Source organism: Olleya marilimosa CAM030 (assembly GCF_000518485.1).
Lineage (GTDB): Bacteria > Bacteroidota > Bacteroidia > Flavobacteriales > Flavobacteriaceae > Olleya > Olleya marilimosa.
This window is the reverse complement of the sequence record NZ_JADR01000001.1, coordinates 265,580-285,401: the sequence shown is the minus strand read 5'-3', so window position 1 is coordinate 285,401 and position 19,822 is coordinate 265,580. Positions and strand designations below refer to the sequence as shown.

General features: G+C 32.4%; 14 protein-coding genes. 3 read left to right on the top strand and 11 right to left on the bottom strand.

Going from position 1 to position 19,822, the window contains the following annotated elements:
• The first annotated feature begins 157 nt into the window (after nucleotides 1-157).
• Nucleotides 158-5,527, top strand: a complete 5,370-nt coding sequence (locus M890_RS0101415) for a DUF8202 domain-containing protein (RefSeq protein WP_051437420.1) — start codon at nucleotides 158-160, stop codon at nucleotides 5,525-5,527.
• Between the two features lie 259 nt (nucleotides 5,528-5,786).
• Here M890_RS0101415 and hisS read toward each other — a convergent pair whose 3' ends face one another.
• The 7 genes from hisS to rpsF all read right to left on the bottom strand — a co-directional run bounded on the left by hisS (nucleotide 5,787) and on the right by rpsF (nucleotide 13,124).
• Complete coding sequence (gene hisS, locus M890_RS0101410) at nucleotides 5,787-7,157, bottom strand: histidine--tRNA ligase (protein ID WP_028281801.1); 1,371 nt, start codon at nucleotides 7,155-7,157, stop codon at nucleotides 5,787-5,789.
• A 127-nt stretch (nucleotides 7,158-7,284) separates the two neighbouring features.
• On the bottom strand, nucleotides 7,285-7,752 hold the full coding sequence (locus tag M890_RS0101405; RefSeq protein WP_028281800.1) for a DUF6495 family protein: 468 nt from the start codon (nucleotides 7,750-7,752) through the stop codon (nucleotides 7,285-7,287).
• 5 nt (nucleotides 7,753-7,757) lie between these two features.
• Entirely contained in the window at nucleotides 7,758-8,696 is a 939-nt protein-coding gene (locus M890_RS0101400) for a glycerophosphodiester phosphodiesterase family protein (protein WP_157243242.1), read from the bottom strand.
• A gap of 87 nt (nucleotides 8,697-8,783) precedes the next feature.
• Nucleotides 8,784-11,900 (bottom strand): TonB-dependent receptor, encoded by a 3,117-nt coding sequence (locus M890_RS0101395; RefSeq protein WP_028281798.1) that lies wholly within the window; start codon nucleotides 11,898-11,900, stop codon nucleotides 8,784-8,786.
• A 129-nt stretch (nucleotides 11,901-12,029) separates the two neighbouring features.
• Nucleotides 12,030-12,473, bottom strand: a complete 444-nt coding sequence (rplI, locus tag M890_RS0101390; RefSeq protein WP_028281797.1) for a 50S ribosomal protein L9 — start codon at nucleotides 12,471-12,473, stop codon at nucleotides 12,030-12,032.
• Nucleotides 12,474-12,486: 13 nt separating this feature from the next.
• Nucleotides 12,487-12,783 (bottom strand): 30S ribosomal protein S18, encoded by a 297-nt coding sequence (rpsR, locus tag M890_RS0101385; protein ID WP_028281796.1) that lies wholly within the window; start codon nucleotides 12,781-12,783, stop codon nucleotides 12,487-12,489.
• Nucleotides 12,784-12,785: 2 nt separating this feature from the next.
• Complete coding sequence (gene rpsF / locus M890_RS0101380; RefSeq protein ID WP_028281795.1) at nucleotides 12,786-13,124, bottom strand: 30S ribosomal protein S6; 339 nt, start codon at nucleotides 13,122-13,124, stop codon at nucleotides 12,786-12,788.
• Between the two features lie 212 nt (nucleotides 13,125-13,336).
• Here rpsF and M890_RS0101375 point away from each other — a divergent pair, with 212 nt between their 5' ends.
• A complete protein-coding gene (locus M890_RS0101375) occupies nucleotides 13,337-14,032 on the top strand; it encodes a LytR/AlgR family response regulator transcription factor (protein WP_028281794.1) in 696 nt (231 codons plus the stop codon).
• Between the two features lie 70 nt (nucleotides 14,033-14,102).
• On the opposite strand, the gene priA is transcribed toward M890_RS0101375, so the two are convergent.
• Genes priA through nadC form a run of 4 tightly spaced genes read right to left on the bottom strand, consistent with a single transcriptional unit; the run spans nucleotide 14,103 to nucleotide 18,837 of the window.
• Nucleotides 14,103-16,556 carry a replication restart helicase PriA gene (priA, locus tag M890_RS0101370; RefSeq protein WP_028281793.1) on the bottom strand — a complete coding sequence of 818 codons (2,454 nt, stop codon included), beginning with the start codon at nucleotides 16,554-16,556 and terminating at the stop codon, nucleotides 14,103-14,105.
• A gap of 30 nt (nucleotides 16,557-16,586) precedes the next feature.
• The gene (locus M890_RS0101365) at nucleotides 16,587-17,006 is read right to left on the bottom strand and encodes a DUF2147 domain-containing protein (RefSeq protein WP_028281792.1); all 420 of its coding nucleotides are present in this window, start codon (nucleotides 17,004-17,006) and stop codon (nucleotides 16,587-16,589) included.
• 2 nt (nucleotides 17,007-17,008) lie between these two features.
• The gene (locus M890_RS0101360; RefSeq protein WP_028281791.1) at nucleotides 17,009-17,938 is read right to left on the bottom strand and encodes a YihY/virulence factor BrkB family protein; all 930 of its coding nucleotides are present in this window, start codon (nucleotides 17,936-17,938) and stop codon (nucleotides 17,009-17,011) included.
• Nucleotides 17,939-17,976: 38 nt separating this feature from the next.
• Nucleotides 17,977-18,837, bottom strand: a complete 861-nt coding sequence (gene nadC / locus M890_RS0101355) for a carboxylating nicotinate-nucleotide diphosphorylase (RefSeq protein ID WP_028281790.1) — start codon at nucleotides 18,835-18,837, stop codon at nucleotides 17,977-17,979.
• Nucleotides 18,838-18,972: 135 nt separating this feature from the next.
• Here nadC and M890_RS0101350 point away from each other — a divergent pair, with 135 nt between their 5' ends.
• Complete coding sequence (locus M890_RS0101350) at nucleotides 18,973-19,803, top strand: hypothetical protein (RefSeq protein ID WP_028281789.1); 831 nt, start codon at nucleotides 18,973-18,975, stop codon at nucleotides 19,801-19,803.
• Nucleotides 19,804-19,822 lie beyond the last annotated feature (19 nt).

Genomic DNA, 19,822 nt, shown 5'->3' with positions numbered 1-19,822 from the left:
AAACCAAATAATCCATATTTTATGCATTTAAACCCATAAGTAGCACTTCAAATTAATGAAAAGTGTATTTCATCGAAAATATTTGTATTTAAACTAATAAATCGATAGTTTTATCTCGAATTATGAATTAGTCCCCAAACTAAACACATTCCTGCTTATGACAACCTTTACTTTTAAAGCATTGCTAGCTAACTTATTCAGTAAGAAATACATATTACTAATAAGTCTATTTACATTATGTAATACAATTGCTCAGACATCACTTGTACAAGTATCTGTTGATTGGCCAAGTTGGTCCTCTGAAAACAGAGTTGAAATTTATAATCCTGGAGGCACATTATTAGCCACTATTGATAATGGTTTTGATGGTAGTGCTAATAACTCGTACAGCACTACATTAGATTTAGGATGTATTACAGATGGTATTAATTATTACGCAATACTTTATGATACCTATGGTGATGGTTGGAATGGAACAACATCTAATATAACAATTACATCTAGCGGTACCACTGTATTAACAAACTCAGGTAATGGAGCAACATCTGGAGGTGTCACTCAATTTTTTAATGTTTCTGGTGGTTGCGCAACAAGTTGTACCTCGATAGTAAGTAGTTTTCCTTATAATGAAGGATTTGAGTCTGGATTAGGAAGTTGGACACAGGATACTAGTGACAATTTAAATTGGACAAGAAACTCAAATGGGACACCTTCAAATGGTACAGGACCTTCTAACGCTAATGGCGGAAATTGGTATTTATACACTGAAGCTTCAAGTAATACAAACCGAACAGCAAACTTATTAAGTCCATGTTTTGATTTAACTGGAGCGACTTCTGCACAATTTTCATTTTACCATCATATGTATGGTAGTAATATGGGAACCCTAAATGTAGACTTAAGTACAAATGGCGGAACAACCTTTCCTGTCAATCTTTGGTCACAAAGTAACCAAGTACAAACTAATAATGGGTCTCCATGGGTTTTAGTTACTATTAACTTGACCGCTTATGTTGGACAATCTATTAACATAAGATTTTCTGGAAACACCGGAAATGATTACAGAAGTGACATGGCTATTGACGATGTTTCATTAACTGCTATAACCACACCTCTGCCAGAAATTAATATTACAGGAAACAGTACCACCATTAATAGTGGTGATAATACACCTAGCACAATAGATGATACAGATTTTGGATCAATTAATGTTGCTTCGGGTAGCAATACAAACATGTTTATAATTAACAACGATGGGACTCTGCCTTTATCATTAACAGGTGGATTACCTTATGTTAGTATAACTGGTCCAAACGCTTCGGATTTTACCTTAGCTAGTATTCCTACCACTCCAATTGCTGCAGGAAGTAATACTACTTTTAGCATCACCTTTGACCCTTCTTCAAATGGATTAAGATCTGCAATAATTACTATTGCTAATGACGATTCAAATGAAAACCCTTACACTTTTTACGTTCAGGGTTATGGAAACACACCATTATCTGAAGGTCCTGGAGGCGTTACTGCTAATCTAGAAACATGGTTAAAAGCAAATGATGGTGCTGGAGTTAGTGACAATCAACCTTTAACAACTTGGTATGACCAAGCTAAAACTAATCATGCCACAGTAAATATGGCAGGACAAGAACCTACGTATAGAGACCATCCTAGTTATAATGTTAACTTTAATGCTGTTGTAGATTTTGACAGCTCTTATAGTTTAGCTCCTACAGATAATGATTACTCGTATGACGATACAAATGGAGACTTTTTAAAGAGTGACTCTGGTTTTTTTACACAGGATATGTTTGCTGTAATTTTACCTGACAACAACATTAACACTACTTTTGGAAACATGGATATATTTTGTGGTGACGAAGATCTATCAACCAATACCGAAGACGTTACAGGCTTTGGATATGGTCGTTACTCTGCAAGATTTACAAATGAAGTCTTTGCTTATTGCGTTGGACCAACTACTAGTTCTGCTCCTTATACAGGATATGGTGTTGCAGATAATAACACTACCACAAACTATAATAATGTAGGTATTTTAAATGCTAGAAATAATACTGCTGCGACTAGACAGGAATTATTTTATAATGCTAATAATGTTGAAACAGTACAAAATGATGTTGCCGATTTTTCTAATGTTAATGATTCACGTTATTGGATTGGAAGAAGCGAAGGTTACGAGGCTGCTGCTAATGCAAGAATAGTAGAAATCATTTCATTTTCTTCTCGTAAAAATGATGCAAATCTTTTGGATGAACGCAATAGAATACAATCGTATTTAGCCATTAAATATGGTGTTACTTTGGGTGTAAATGGTACGTCTCAAGACTATGTAGCTTCGGATGGATCTGTAATTTGGGATGTATCTGCAAATACAGGATTTAATTATGATATTGCAGGAATTGGACGTGATGATGATTCGGATTTAATCCAAAAACAATCAAAAAGTGTAAATAACTCAAGCATTGTAGCTATATCATTAACTAACACTGCTTTAACAAATAACTTAAACTCAAGTACATTTAGCACTGATAAAGAATTTTTAGTTTGGGGTAATGATGGTCAAAACACTAATACTTCTGGTGCTTCTGTTACTGTAAGTTTAGGACCTGCTACTATTACCACTATTACAGATGTAATGAACAGAAAATGGAAAATTGTAGAAACTGCTGGAGATGATATTGGAACGGTTGAGGTATCTGTATTTGATACAGATTTAACAGGATTACCTCCTTTAACAGGTAATGATGCTTATGTTATGCTTGTGTCTGATGACGCTGGTTTCACAACCAACTTACAAACGGTATTTTTAGATCCAAGCACTTTTAATGGACAAGCTACTAGAGAAGGGACTTATGATTTTGATGGTACTAAATATTTTACTTTTGGTGTAGCACACGAAGAGGTTAAATCTAGACATTTAGGATTTGATGGTGTGGATAATTTTACTTTAGTAGGTAATAAAGTAGATCTAGCTGGAGACTTTACAGCTTCGGCTTGGGTAAAACCTGAAGGTTCAAATGACTTATCTAGTGACAAAACAATAGTAGCTAAAAATGATGGTGTGGATGGTTACAAATTTTTCTTAACGGATAATAATACTGTAAGTTTTTCTATAGGAAACAACCCATCGGACAGAATAAACTCTATTACAACTTTGCCTAACGATATTTGGCATCACGTTGCAGTAATCTATGACAATAACATTGCTAGTCTTTATATAGATGGTGTTTTAGATAACTCTAAAACTATAATCAACCCAACACCTAATGGTGCCGAGTTTGCTATTGGTGCAATTTATATTGATAAATTAAATGTATTAGACTTTTTTAAAGGAGATATTGACGAAATCAGAATTTGGGACCAAGCATTAACCTTGACTCAATTAAGATATGTTATGAATCAAGAATTACAAAAAGCAGGAACTGCTGTAAATGGTGTTGTAGTACCAAATACTATCACTAAAAATGATATAGAAGTTGTTGATTGGTCAAATCTAGAGGCTTATTACAACATGAATTCTTATATTGGAACGCATCTTAACGATGTTTCTGGGAATGGAAACAGAGGTAGCCTTACAGATCCAAATCAATTTACATTAGAATATCAATCCTCTCCTCTACCATATAACACAACAAATGATGGTAGTTGGGATAATAATAGCACTTGGACAAATGGAGCCGAATTATATATGCCTGGTACTGCAAGCATAGTAGATCCTAGCATTACTATTGATTGGAATATTGTAAAAACTAACCACAATCTAACATTAGACAACAACACACTTCCTTCTGGAAATAATCAAAACAGAACAGTTTTAGGTTTATTTGTAGAAAGCAATAAGCTAACTGCTAATGGTGACACTAGTTTAAATCAAGGAAACGGTTTAACTATTACACACTATTTAAAATTAGACGGTAAAATTGATTTAGAAGGCGAATCACAATTAATTCAAACATTAAATAGTGATTTAGATGTTACAAGTTCAGGAATTTTAGAGCGTGACCAACAAGGTACTCAGGATTTATATACTTATAATTACTGGTCATCTCCTGTTGGAACAAGCAATGCTACTACAAATAATAACAGCTATACATTACCAACAATCTATAAAGATGGTACCAATCCAGCTGCTCCAACCAACATCAACTTTATTACTAATAGTTATAATGGTACTTCTGGAACACCAATTGGTATTGCAGATTATTGGATATGGAAGTATGCTAACCAATCTGGTGCTTATGCTGATTGGCAACATGTAAGAAGTACAGGATCTTTACTAATTGGCGAAGGTTTTACTATGAAAGGTGTAGCAAACACAAGCGGTAATGTAGCTTTAGAACAAAATTATGTATTACAAGGAAAGCCAAATAATGGTGATATTACGTTACCAATTACTGCAACTAACGAATATTTAATTGGTAATCCTTATGCATCTGCAATAGATGCACACCAATTTATAATGGACAACGCACCAACTATCTTAGGAGCAGGTGGAACGACTGGTACATTATATTTCTGGGAACATTGGGGAGGAGGCTCTCACATACTTGCGGAATACCAAGGTGGATATGCTACCTATAATTTATCAGGTGCAACTCCTGCTGCCAGTTATGGTACTAATGATCCTATGGTAGCTACAGGAGGTACACCTTCCAAATTACCAGGTCGTTACATTCCAGTAGCTCAAGGATTTTTTGTTAAAAGTGAAAATACTGGTACTTTAAGATTTAATAATAACCAACGTGTTTTTGAAAAAGAAGGATCGTCTTCTGTGTTTGTAAGAATGTCTGCTGAAAATTCTGTCGCAGATAACTATAATTCTGACTCAAGATTAAAAATTAGGTTAGGGTTAAATTCTGTTAACGGAATACACAGACAATTATTAGTTACTCAAGACAGTCATGCTACTCCAGGATATGATTGGGCTTATGATGGTGAGAAAAAAGATGCTCAAATGGATGACATGTGTTGGACTATTGATAACAATGACTACATTATACAAGGTACAAACGTCATAGATCAAAATACAGTGTTACCAATAAGTTTAATTACAAATACTGCTGGTAATAATACACTTACATTGGATGCTTTAGAAAATGTACCAAATAGTTTAGACATCTATTTACACGATCTTGTAAATGCAACTTATCATGATTTAAGACAATCAGATTTTATAGTTAATTTACCTGCAGGAGAACATAATAACAGGTTTGAATTAGTATTTAGCATTCCACAAAACAGTTTAAGTGTAGATAATAATATTTTAGCAAACGACATAAACGTTTATTACTCTAACAACCTTCAAAGTATTGTTATTAATAATCCTAAGTTAAACACTATTGCATCTGTTAATTTGTACAATATATTAGGTCAGCACATCACTAACTTTAAAGATATAAACACACAAGATTACATAGAATTAAATTCTGGCGAGTTAAGTACTGGAAATTATATCATCAAATTAAAAACTAGCGAAGGTGAAATTTCAAAGAAAGTTTTAGTTGAATAAGTATTGCCCCAAATCATTTTATAATTCACTAAAAAGAAAAGCCGAAACATATGTTTCGGCTTTTTAATTGTATACTATTTAAATGTTTAGAATTAAGATTATAATTAGAAAAAAAAGTACTGACAAAATATAATTATAGACACTATTGTTTAAATCTTGGTATTTTATTTTTCCTAAAAAGTAAATCCATCTTATGGTTTGACCTGAAAATCTAAGAATGAAATCAATAATTATTTCTGCAGAAAAATCCAATAAACAACTATTTCAGTTTAGTAACTAAAGCCTCTAAATCCACTTTGTCCTGTTCTCCTGAAATCATATTTTTTAAAGTGAATTGATTATTTTTCAATTCCTCCTCTCCTACTAAAACTACATATGGTATGTTACGCTTATTGGCATAATTCATTTGCTTTTTCATTTTGGCACTATCAGGATACAACTCGGCATTTATATTGTTTTCTCTTAACGCTTTAATTGCTTTTAAGCTAAATAAGGATTCTTTATCTCCAAAGTTAATAAACAATACTTCTGTAGATTTTGTAATAGTTTCTGGAAACAGTCCTAATTCTTCTAAAACTAAATAAATACGATCTAATCCAAAACTAATGCCTACTCCACTTACATTTTTAAGACCAAATATTCCGGTTAAATCGTCATAACGACCTCCTCCACCAATGGATCCCATTGCAACACCTTCTGGTGCTGAGACTTCAAATATTGCGCCTGTGTAATAATTTAATCCTCTAGCTAAGGTCACATCTAATTGTAATTTAGCAGATTTTAAACCTAATGCAGTGATAGCTTCATTAATAAAACTTAACTCTTCTATTCCTTTTTGACCTTCTTCAGAGGTATTTAAAATAGATTTTAAGCTTTCTATTTGTGTACCAAAATCACCCTTTAAAGTAAATAAAGGTTGAAGCTTAGCTATACCTTCTTGAGATATACCTTTACTAAGCATTTCTTCCTTTACCTTATCCTCTCCTATTTTATCTAATTTATCTAAAGCTACAGTAAAATCGATTAGCTTATCACTTGCTCCAATAACCTCAGCAATACCAGATAATATTTTACGATTGTTAATTTTAATTGTAGCACCTTCTAACTTTAGAGCTGTAAACACGTTGTCATATAGTTGTACAAACTCTACTTCTTGCCATAAACTGTCACTACCAACCACATCTGCATCACATTGGTAAAACTCTCTAAAACGTCCTTTTTGAGGCCTATCTGCACGCCAAACAGGTTGCATTTGATAACGCTTAAACGGAAACTCTATTTCGTTTTGATGTTGGACTACGTATCTAGCAAATGGTACTGTTAAGTCGTAACGCAATGCCTTTTCAGAGATTCTTGGAGTTATTTTTCCTGAATCCTTTAAAGCATATAATGTCTCGTCCACTTTTGATAAAAAGTCACCAGAATTCAAAATTTTAAAAATCAAGCGATCACCTTCTTCTCCATATTTACCCATTAAGGTATCAGAGTTTTCAAAGCTTGGTGTTTCTATTGGCTGAAATCCAAAACGTTGAAATTGTGATTTTATAGTACTAAATATGTAATTACGTTTTGCAACTTCTTCTGGATTAAAATCTCTTGTTCCTTTTGGTATACTTGGTTTTTGTGCCATATATATTCCTTATATTATAAGGATTTTTTTAGTGTTACTTTTAATATTCTGTAGATTTAACAGAATAACAAAAATACTGGTTTTAATTTTAATTTCTTTTAAGGACTATTGTGTTTTCAGGAATTAGTTAGTTGATTAACTTATTCATGTACTCGTATAATTCTCCTTTAGTAATATTACTTCCAGATTGTATTAGCTTAAATTTATCTAAGTTTTTATCCTCAGAATAGTCTTTTTTGCCTTGTGTAAATGTTACTGACTCGTCCATTAAATTTTCGCGCAACCAATTAAAACCATCAGGTGTTGTTACATCTATTGGACCATCTATCTTGATACCTATTACGTGCATGTGGTCGTCATTAAAAGCAAATAAGTGTAAGTTATGTGCAGATATTTGCTCCACATAATTTACTTGGTTTAAGACACCTTCCCAAACTAAATCACTAAAAATATCTAGTTCTTCTTCAGCTACTTCTGGTTTTTCCTTTTTTAAAGTTTCCCACTCGTCTGCTGTAATAGTTTGTGTTGCTAAAAAGTTTATAAACTCTTTATGTAATTCTTCAAATTGTTCTTTTGTAAGTCTAGAATACTTCATTTTTTCTATTTCTTAATATTTAACGCTTTAGCGACCTCAAATGGTCTGTCTGTTGCAAAAACATCTATTCCTTTGTCTTTCCATATGGTATATGGCACTTCTCCTTTAGCTTCGGCTTGTTTGTCTAAGTTACCCAAAGTCCCTAAAATAGTTTTAATACCATATGATTGAACTGTTTTATAAAAGTCGTTTGGTGATAACTTTGTACCTGTAAAGGCCAACATATTTTGAGTTGGTATGTTAGAATGTAATAACCAATCCAATTCTTTTTGATTTCTAGCAGAAACAGATAATAATAAATTAGGTGCTAATTTATGTGCTTCTGTTGCTTGGTCCATATCATAAGTTATAATTATTGATACATCTTCTGCTTCAACTTGCTTTACTAATGCTACAATAGCATCAAAAGACACGCTTTTTTTCTTGTCTAGAGTTAACACAACGTTGTTTTGTTTAGCCCATACTAAAACGTCTTTTAAAGCTGGAATTTTAAAAGTAGTCTCATTACCGTAATCATCTTGTAGATTAAAAGCCTGAAGCTCTTCAAACGTATATTTATTTAATCTATCTGTCCCTGTGGTTGTGCGCTCTAAAGTATTATCATGCATTAGCACTAATACATTGTCTCTAGTTTGTGCGACATCAATTTCATAAATAGCAGGTATGCTATCGTTAATGTATTTTAAGGTTTCTAAGCAGTTTTCCGGATAGTTTTTTAATCCTTTACCACCTCTATGCACACTGATAATAACATCTTGGTCTGGTGAATATTTAAAAGCGCTAATTAAAGCAGAAGGTTTTAATGTTGGTGTTGTAACTTCTGTTTCATTTACAACAGTTGACTTTTTATCATTATTCTTGCACGATATAAAGCTAATTACAATTATTAAAAAATATAGTGGCTTAATGGCTTGCTTTCCGCGAAAGCGATTTAATAACTTCATTGAGTATTGGTTTTTGTATTTTTTAGTGTAAAAAAAATGCGCTCCTGTAAAGGAGCGCAAATTTAAAAAATATCTGTGACGTATGGACTAGAAAATGTATCTAACTCCAAATTGTGCTTGCCATCTTGATAAAAGACTTGTGTCGTATGAAAAAGTTTCGGTTACACCAGTAAATGTATAGGTTGGCACACCAGATGCATCTACATCTACACCAACTGGTTGTACAGATGTTGGTTGTTGTACTACTCCCCAATCACTATTTAATAAATTACCTAAGTTTAATATGTCAACACTAAATTGGATTGTGTTATAATTATCACCACCTACGTTAAATTTATAGTCTTGTAATAATTTAAGATCCCAACGTCCTCTCCATGGTGCTAATGCTCCGTAACGCTCTACATAATCACCACGACGATCACTTAAGTAGTCATCTTGTTGTATAAAGGCTTCAAAAGCCTCTGCTTGTCCTGCACCTGAGAATTGCATTTGTTGTAACTCTGAAGAAGTTGGAACATATAATAAATCATTTAAGTTAGATCCATCTCCATTTAAATCTCCTCCATACGTGTAGTTAAAACGTCCACCTTGTGCGTATTCAAAAAATGTAGAGATGGTAGTAGCCCACTTGTCTTTACCATAAGTAAACTTTTTACTTGCTACACCAATAAAACGGTGTGTGTCTCCATATTTAGAGTAAGACAACACGTCGTTGTTAGCATTACCAACTACTGGGTTAAATGCAAATGCATCACCTGTAATTTCTGCTTCAATTGAGTTAACATCTTTTGAATTTAAATAGTTGTATGCTATAGTTGTATACAATCCGTTATCAAATGTCTTTTGTGCTTTAGCTGTAAAATTCCAAACACGACCTTTATCTGAGTTTGTAAATACATAAGCATTATTAATAATGTCTCCTGAAGTGTAAATTGGTCTTGTGTCTCCTGGAGCATTTAGTGTTCCTGACGGATTACGTAATCCCCAATTTTGTACATGCGCTCCATTAATATCCTTAGTATAAGAGATATCTCCTGTTGCTATAATACCGTTTTTAAATCTGTAATCTGTACCAATATTTGTTCTCCATACTTGTGGGAATTTAAAATCTGGATCTACCATTTGGTAAAAGAAAACTTCTGGATTAGCAATTTGGTTACCTAACCATACAAATGGTAAACGACCTGTAAATAAACCTGTTCCACCACGTACTTGAAAGCTGTTATCTCCTTTTACATCGTAATTAAAACCAACTCTTGGAGAAATTAATACTTTGTTTGAAGGCATTTTAGTGTTATCTAAAAACACACCTTCTCCTGTATTTGGATTGATATACTCAATACCTGGAGCATAACAACATGCTCTGTCAATAACCTCTTGTGCTTTAGTAGAAGAATCAAAAAATAATGGTTTGTCAAATCTTACACCATAGGTTAATTTAAAGTTTTCTGTAACATTCCATTCATCTTGTAAATAAAATGCTAATTGTCCAACATTTGTTTCTGCTAGAGCAAATCCTCCTGCAACACCTTCTCCATTGGCTTGTAAACTAGCATCTGCAGCAGCAGCTTCGTTAAATAAATTTTGTAATTGACCAGAATCCACAAAGTTTTGGAAATCATCCATTGTTGTTGTTGGGAAGAAAACACCTTGGGCACCATAAGCACCTAAATTAAAGGAGTTATCAAACTGAAATTTTTCATATGAAAAACCAACAGTATACGTATGGTCACCTTCTACATAATTTAAATTGTTAGAAAATTGAAACACTTTTTGGTCTAATCTGTTATTAATTGAAAATGGCTCATGACCAGCAATAATATAGTTAGATCCGCCATCTGTTATTGTAATAGTTGGTGCTGGCGAAGATAATGCGTCTCTAAAATCATCAAAATGAGTATAACCCATTTGAAACTTGTTAGTCACATTTCCTGATAAGGTAGAGTTTAACTCAACTTGTACTGACTGTATATTGTTATTAATCTCATAACCTGTATTTTCAAATTGTAGTGTATTAGTATTAGGACCTCTAAATCCTAATGCAGATGGATGGGCTGGTTTTTCTTTAGAGGCATTTAAAAAATTATAAATTACCGCTAAACGATTATTATCGTTGATATTCCAATCTAATTTAAATAACCCTTTAGTAGAGTTTGAATCGTAATTAAATCCTTCAAATCTTCCTGGATCGTATCCTAAATCTAATAATGCATTTTGGACAGTCAGTAAATCTTCAAGTTCTACTCTACTCTCGTTAATTGCACCTGTACCTCTATTTGGGGCAAATCCGTTTGTTCCTAAATCTGAACGCTCGTCTTTTTCAAAGTTTGCAAAAAAGAATAGTTTATTTTTAATTACTGGACCACCAATACTAATTCCGTATTGATTTTGCTCTAAATCTGATTGAAACACGTCTTCTCCTCGTATTTTACCACCAGTCATGTCTTCATTTCTTGTAAAACCATAAACTGTTCCATGAAACTCATTAGTTCCGCTTTTAGTTACTGCATTAACTGCTGCACCTGTAAAACCAGATAATGTTACATCATAAGGTGCTAACGAAACTTGTATTTGATCGATTGCATCTAAAGATATTGGTTGCGAGTCTGTTTGACCTCCAGGAGTTGCTGCATCTAAACCAAATGGATTATTAAATACTGCTCCATCCAATGTAAAGTTGTTAAACTGGTCGTTTCTACCTCCAAAAGAGTTTCCTGATGATGAAGGCTCTAGCCTTGTAAAATCTGAAGCTGATCTAGAAATTGTTGGTAACGTAGTTAATTCACGTCGTCCAACACTGGTTTCTGCTCCTGTTCTATCACTTCCAAAAGTTCCGGAAGATGAACCTGTGATAACAACCTCATCTAATGAAACTTCACTAGAGTTCATAACCGCATCTAAGTTTGTTGTTTTACCCAATGTTAAATAAACATCAGAAAAAATTTGATCTTGAAAACCTACATAAGTGATAGATACTTTGTAAGGACCACCAACCCTAAGGTTTAGTAAATTGTAACGACCATCAATATTTGTAATGGCACCATACTTTGTTCCAGTAGGTTCATGTACAGCTACAACGTTGGCACCAAATAATGGTTGATTAGCGTCTTCAGTAATAAGTCCTTTAATGTTAGCTGTAGTAACTTGTGCAAAACTTAATACGGTAAATAGCAATAATGCTATAGTTAAATTTAGTTTTTTCATTGTGTTGTGTGTTTGTGAAACATTATGCATGCATAATATTTAACAAAAATATAACAAAAAAAGCCACTCTAAATAGAGTGGCTTAAATATTATGGTATAATTTATTAACGTATTGTTAACAAATCTAAGTTATGCTTGCGCTACAACTTCAAATTCTAAATCAACATTTACAGCTCTGTGTAAACGTACTGCAGCGTTATACTTACCTAAACGCTTAACTGTAGTTACAGAAATGTATTTTTTATCGATGTCTTGACCTTCTTTAGCTAATGCCTCAGCAACGTCAATGTTGTTTACAGATCCAAATAATTTGTCTCCTTGACCAACTTTAGCAGCGATTTTAATTTCTAAAGCTTTTATTGCTTCAGCCACTTTATTAGCTTCTTCAACTTCTTTAGTTTCTTTGTAAGCACGTTGCTTTAAAGTTTCTTCTAATACTTTTTTAGCAGATTTTGTTGCTAAAACAGCATGACCTGTAGGGATTAAAAAGTTTCTACCATAACCGTTCTTAACCGTTACAACATCGTCTTTAAATCCTAAATTCTCAACGTCTTGTTTTAATATAAGTTCCATTGTTATGATATTTTTATTTTAATAAATCTGCTACGTATGGCATTAAAGCTAAGTGACGCGCTCTTTTTACAGCTACAGACACTTTTCTTTGATACTTTAATGACGTACCTGTTAAACGTCTTGGTAAAATTTTACCTTGAGCGTTTACAAATCCTAATAACCAATCTGCATCTTTGTAATCTACGTACTTGATACCAGACTTTTTGAAACGACAATACTTTTTGTTTTTGTTAGTTTCAATATTTAAAGGAGTAAGATATCTGATTTCTCCTTCTTTTTTTCCTTTTGATTGTTGTTCTATACTTGACATAATTACGCTTTTTGTTTAAGTTTAGCTCTTCTACGTTCCGCCCATGACACTGCATGTTTGTCCATAGTTACAGTTAAGTAACGCATAAAACGCTCATCACGTCTAAACTCTACTTCTAAAGGATTAATTACTTCTCCTTCTACTTGGTACTCAAATAAGTGATAAAATCCACTTTTTTTGTTTTGAATTGGATAGGCTAACTTTTTAAGTCCCCAATCTTCTTTTGATACCATCTTAGCTCCTCTAGAAACAAGAAAATCTTCGTATTTCTGTACTGTTTCCTTTATCTGTGTCTCAGATAAAACGGGATTTAAGATGAAAACAGTTTCATAATGATTCATAAAAATCTAATTTATTTGTGTTAAAAATGAGTGCAAAAATACTTCTTTTTATTTAATCTCACAAATAGTTTTTAATCTAAATTTAAACTTAATTTACATCCGAATTATAATCTTAATTAAATGTTAAAACTTACATTTTAGCGATGTTTTTTGGTTTTAATCCCGATTTTTTGTACTATTGTCGATAACTTAACCTATAAAGAACATATACTATGATATTAAATTGTGTAGTAGTTGATGATTCAGCGATACAAAGACTTTCTATTGTAAAATTAATAGAGAACAATAATCATCTAAATTTAATTGCTGAGTACAGCAGTGCTTTAGAGACCAAAAACGGTTTAAACACCCATAAAGTTGATCTTATCTTTTTAGATATTGAAATGCCTGTTTTAAATGGTTTTGAATTACTTGATGTACTAAATAATAAACCCCAAATTATTTTTGTTACAGGTAAAACAGAATACGCTTTTAAGGCATTTAATTATGATGCGACTGATTATTTACAAAAACCAATTACTAGAGAACGTTTTAGTCAGGCTGTAGATAAAGCTGTAGAGCACCATAAATTAAAGTTAGATTACAACCAAGAAGAAGGAGAACACATCTTTGTTAAGAGTAACCTTAAAAAACGTAAAGTTTATATTAGAGATATTAAATGGATTGAAGCACTTGGTGACTATGTAAAACTAGTTACAGAGGATACCAGTTTAGTGGTATTATCTACAATGAAAGCTTTTGAAAACGAATTACCTGATGGTAAATTTTTAAGAATCCACAAATCTTACATTGTAAATCTTGACAAGGTTGATCGCTTTAACAGTAAAAATGTTGAAGTTGGGGCTTATGAAATCCCGTTAAGTAGAAACAAAAAAACACAATTAGTAGATGCTTTAAACAGTATCTAATCACAAAATATAATGCCCTAAAAAAACCTGCTTTTAAAAGCAGGTTTTTTTTATCTAAAAGTTAGTTAACTTAATAGTTATCGACGTTAATAACAACTCTAACACCTTTAAAATTAGCAATAGCCTCAAAACTAGTATGTACTTTTTTGATAGCTTCTTTAGTTTTTCCTAAAGGTTGACCTTGCGGTATTTTTATTAAAATGTTTTTGTGATATTGGTTTCTTATTCTTGATATTGGCGGAAACTCTGGTCCTAAAACATTATGCTTAAACAACTGTGTTAATGCTTTAGCCAACCAATCTCCTGCTAAATCTACCTTATTATAATCCCTATGTTTTAATGTTATTTTTATCAATCTATAAAATGGTGGATACTTATAATTATAACGCTCTTCTAACTGCTCTTTATACATTCCAATATAATCATTGGTAGATACTTGTTGCAAAATTTTATGGTAAGGATTATACGTCTGGATTAATACTTTTCCTTGTTTTTGGGTACGTCCTGCTCTACCAGAAACTTGCAACATTAATTGAAAACTTCTTTCATGCGCTCTAAAATCCGGAAAGTTTAACATATTATCGGCATTCATTATTCCTACCAACTTGACATTTCTAAAGTCAAGTCCTTTAGTTAACATTTGCGTACCAACTAAAACGTCTATTTCTTGCTGCTCAAAAGCTGTTATAATTTTTTCGTAACCAAACTTACCTCTAGTGGTATCCAAATCCATACGACCTACTTTAAGGTCTGGAAACAACAGTTTGACTTCGCTTTCTATTTGCTCTGTCCCAAAACCTTTAGTGTCTAATCCTGGAGTACCACAAGCCATACATTTTAATTGCATAGCACTATTATAACCACAGTAATGACAACGTAACTGTTTACGGTATTGATGATACGTTAAGCTAACATCACAATTAGGACATTGTGGTGAGTGCCCACACGTATTACACTCTACAATAGGAGAATACCCTCGTCTGTTTTGAAATAGTATAATCTGGTGTCCATCTGCAATAGCTTCAGTCATTTCTTCTATTAATCTATCAGAAAAATGACCTTTCATTTTTTTTCGTTTCTGCTTATCTTTAATATCTACAAGCTCGATATCAGGCAATTGCACGTTATTGTATCGTCGATTTATTTCGACTAAACCGTATTTGTTTTCTTGTGCATTGTGATAGCTTTCAATACTTGGAGTTGCACTTCCTAATAGTGTTTTGGCTTTAAATATTGAAGCTAATACCACAGCGACATCTCTGGCATGATAACGTGGTGCTGGATCAAACTGCTTAAAGGACGACTCATGCTCCTCATCGACGATAATTAAACCTAAATCGTTAAATGGTAAGAAAATGGACGATCGTGCACCTAAAATTATTTTCGCTTTCGCGGAATTATTTAGCACTTGGTTATAAACCTCGACACGCTCATGAGCAGAATACTTGCTATGAAATACTGCTACTTGCTCTCCAAAGTAATTTTGAAGTCGTGTAACTAATTGGGTAGTTAACGCTATTTCTGGCAATAAGTACAACACTTGCTGCCCTTTTGCTAGAGATGTTTCTATTAGCTTAACATACACTTCCGTTTTTCCAGAACTAGTTATACCATGCAATAACACGACGTTTTGTGTCTGAAAACTAGTTTGTATTTGCTGTAAGGCTTCGGTTTGATACTGATTTAATGATTTAGAATCTTCATTCTCCTCTCCTTCATACACCACACGATCTGTTTGGATATGATAATCCTCCAAAATATTTTTATTAATTAAAGCCTTTACGGTTGCAGAAGACGCTTGACTTTCTGTAATCAAATCTGTTACTTTAACAGGTTTTTTGGTCTTTGCCGAAATGGAAAACAACGTTAGCACAACATCGCGTTGCTTTTTAGCACGACTACTTAACGCTTCTAATAATTGATTTAACGCTTCTTGACTATTGTAAGCGTCTGTTAGCTTGACATACCTAACATATTTTGGTTTATACTTATCGTAGATTTCTTCATTTAAAATAATGGCTTCTTTTTCTACTAACCGCTTAACAACCGGAAGTACATTTTTTTTATCAAGAATATTAGATATATCCTGAATTTTAAGTGACGATTGATGCTGCAATGCTTCGTAAATCAAATACTCGTCGTCTTTTAAATCGTTCTCATTTAATTCTAAAGCATTATTTTTACTTATTATCGTTTCGCTTTCAAGCAAAAAAGCATTGGGTAATGCAGCACGCATTACTTCGCCTTCTGTACACATATAATATTTTGCAATCCATTGCCATAATTGCAATTGCTTTAGGGTTACTATGGGTTGTTCATCTAAAATTTGATGAATCTCCTTAGCTTCGTAAATAACTGGAGCTGTTTGATGTATTGCTGCTACAATACCTGTGTAAATTTTTGTTTTACCAAAAGGGATAGACACACGCATTCCAATAGTTAAAAACTCGCTTTCTGCTTGCGTAATGCTATACGTAAAACGTTTTTCTAAAGGTATTGGAAGGATGACATCTATAAAATGCAATGCTGTATGTTGTTATATTTGTTAATTGGACTATTGTACTCTTTCCCAATATTGTGTCGAGTAGAAAAAACCAATATAACCTCTAACTTGAAGTTTACCTTCATCTGTTACAATTAGTCTTAAATCGTACTCTTTACCGTTTTGTGGATCTACGATAGTTCCGTTTTTAAAGTATTTACCATCTTTGGTCATACTTTTGATTATATCTAATCCTAAAATTGGTTTATTATAGTCGTCACCTTTACACTTTACGCAAGGTAAGTCACGTCTTTCTTTATTAAAAATCTCGATAATTTTACCAAAGACTTTTCCGTCTTTTTTGTAAATCTGCACAATAGACTTAGCTTCTCCAGTCTCGTCATCAATGGTTTTCCATTTTCCTAAAATATCTTGTGCGTTTACTGAAAAACCAAAGATTAATACTATTACAATGATGATACTCTTTTTCATAATTAAAAACTTTTTCGTAGTTGTTTTAAAGACATGTTTAACTCAAAACCTAATAATAAAATATTGGCATTAAGCCATAAATAAAATAATAAAATTAATAGTGCTCCAATTGATCCATATAACTCATTATACTGAGCAAAATTTTCAATATACACTCCAAATAAAAAGGAGGTTACTAAAATTAAAATAGTGGTAAATAATGCACCAATTGAGAAAAATTTAGACGACTTCCCTTCTGCTGTACCAAAATAGTACAACACTGCTGTTGCTATATATACCATGACAACAAAAAATCCGTACTGTGCTAAGGTACTCCAAATGCTAACTTGTCTTTTGGCAATATAGCCATGATTTGTTAAATTATCGATTACATAAATATTAAAATATCCTAAAACTGCAACGGTAATTATAAGTAAAAACGATAAAATTAACGCAATACCTAACGCGTAAAAATATTGCTTAAACACATTGCGCGTTAATTGGTCGTGATACGAGTTTTCAAATCCAGAAAACAAAGCATTTATACCATTAGCCATTAAAAAAATGGATAACAAAAATACGGATGACAACAGTCCTCCATTTTGATTTCCGCCAATGTTATTAAATATATTATCCGAGAAAAAATCTGATGTAGTTGGAGGCAAAATTGACTCTAAAAACACCAAAAAATCTGTTTGAAAATCTTCTATTGGAATATACGGAATAACAATAATTACAAATAACAAAAACGGAAATAAAGCCATAAAAAAGCTATAAGCAATTGCACTTGCTCTTGCTGTTAAGGCTCCTCTAGCGATACCTATAATATACAACTCGATTAAATCGTATAATGATAATCCCTCTAATCCAGGCAATTTAAACCTGCTCAATAATTTAACCAAAAGGTTAACTACTGGGATTTTACTAAGCTTTTCTTCTATTGCTTGAGACATTATTTAGATAAAATTATTGTACTGTTACAGGATGTGTATTAATCAACTGCTTTTAAGCTTAAATCCATGTTATAAACAGAATGCGTTAATGCGCCTGAGGAAATAAAATCTACGCCACATAAAGCATATTCTCTAATTGTTTTTTCATTAATACCTCCTGAACTTTCTGTTAAACATTGGTCACCAATTAATTTAACTGCAGTTTTAGTGTCTTCGTAATTAAAATTATCTATCAAGATTCTGTAAACGCCATCCGATTTTAAAATTTCTTTAATTTCGTCTAAATCTCTAGCTTCTACAATTATCTTTAAATCACGATTGGTCTCTTTTAAATATTGCTTTGTTTTATCAATAGCTTTTGTAATACCTCCTGCAAAATCAATATGGTTATCCTTAAGCATAATCATGTCATAAAGTGCAAATCTGTGGTTTTCTCCTCCTCCAATTTTTACAGCCCATTTTTCAATAGCTCTAATACCTGGAGTAGTTTTACGTGTGTCTAAAACTTTAGTCCCTGTGCCTTCTAACAAATCTACAAATTGTCTGGTTTTTGTTGCAATAGCACTCATACGTTGCATAGCATTTAAAACTAAACGTTCTGCTTTTAATATAGATTGTGATGCACCAGTAACATAAAATACGACATCACCATATTTCACTCTACTTCCATCCTCAATCAAAGTCTCTACAACTAGGTTTGGATCTACATATTTAAAAACTTGTTTAGCAAACTGGACACCAGCTATAATACCTTTGTCTTTAACTAACAATTTAGCTTTACCTTGAGCTGAAGCTGGAATACAAGATAATGAGCTATGATCACCATCTCCAACATCTTCTCTAATAGCGTTTGTAATAATTAAATCTATTTCTTTATCAAATTGGGCTTGACTTATCATGTGTTTCTTATTTGATGTAAAAATAACAAATGCTTATTGAATAATAATTTAAGAAACAGTATTTTTGAAAATAAATCTACAACTATTGACCTTTAAACCATTACAAATCTAATTTGTAAGCCTTCAAATTTACTTATGCTTAATCGTATTATTTTTTCGCTACTATTACTATTACTTTTTAGCGCTTCAGCACACAGTCAAAACACTGTTTACATAGATGAAGACTTTTCAACAATGGATTCCATCAGCTATTTTAAAAAATGTAAAGGGATTACAAAAAAGTGCCTACAATATAAAACAGATTCCCTTACGGTTAATAAGTTATCACCTATGTATAGATTTGGTAAGCTAAAAACTGACGAGTATAATCAAATTAAAACCTTAATACAATCCAAGTCTAATAACACTAAGGAAAATAAATATATTGTTATAAAATATTATGATTCTATTTTTGGCTTTGAAAGAGCAGAAAAAATTCATTCACAGCATTTTAAATACAAATTCCCTGGTAATGTTGAGGATGTTAGTAAAGCAGAGAAAATAGAAACACACCCTTTTAATTTAGAGCTTTTTAAAGAAGAAAGGGCAGATTGGCAAAAAAGAAGACAGAAATGTATTGAAAAATATGAAAACCACTACCCATTAGATTTTATCCATATGTATAACGCTGAAGAAAAGGCATTAAACACCTATGTGGATTTTGAATGGATTAAAGATCAAGGTGCTTTTAAAAACAAGTTTTTTGACATTCAAAATAATTACAATTTATTAATTATAAAATCTGATGGCGAATACTTTTTAAGTGGTGGACATCTTGCAAATTCTAGATTTGAAAAACTACTTAAAACTGACGATTGGACCAAGTTTAAAGCCGATCTTGAAGCATCTAACACTAAAAAATTTACCGACGGAAAAGGTATATTTAGTAAATATGAATTTTACCATAACAGCAAACACTGCTTTTAACACAAAAGCATTACACAAT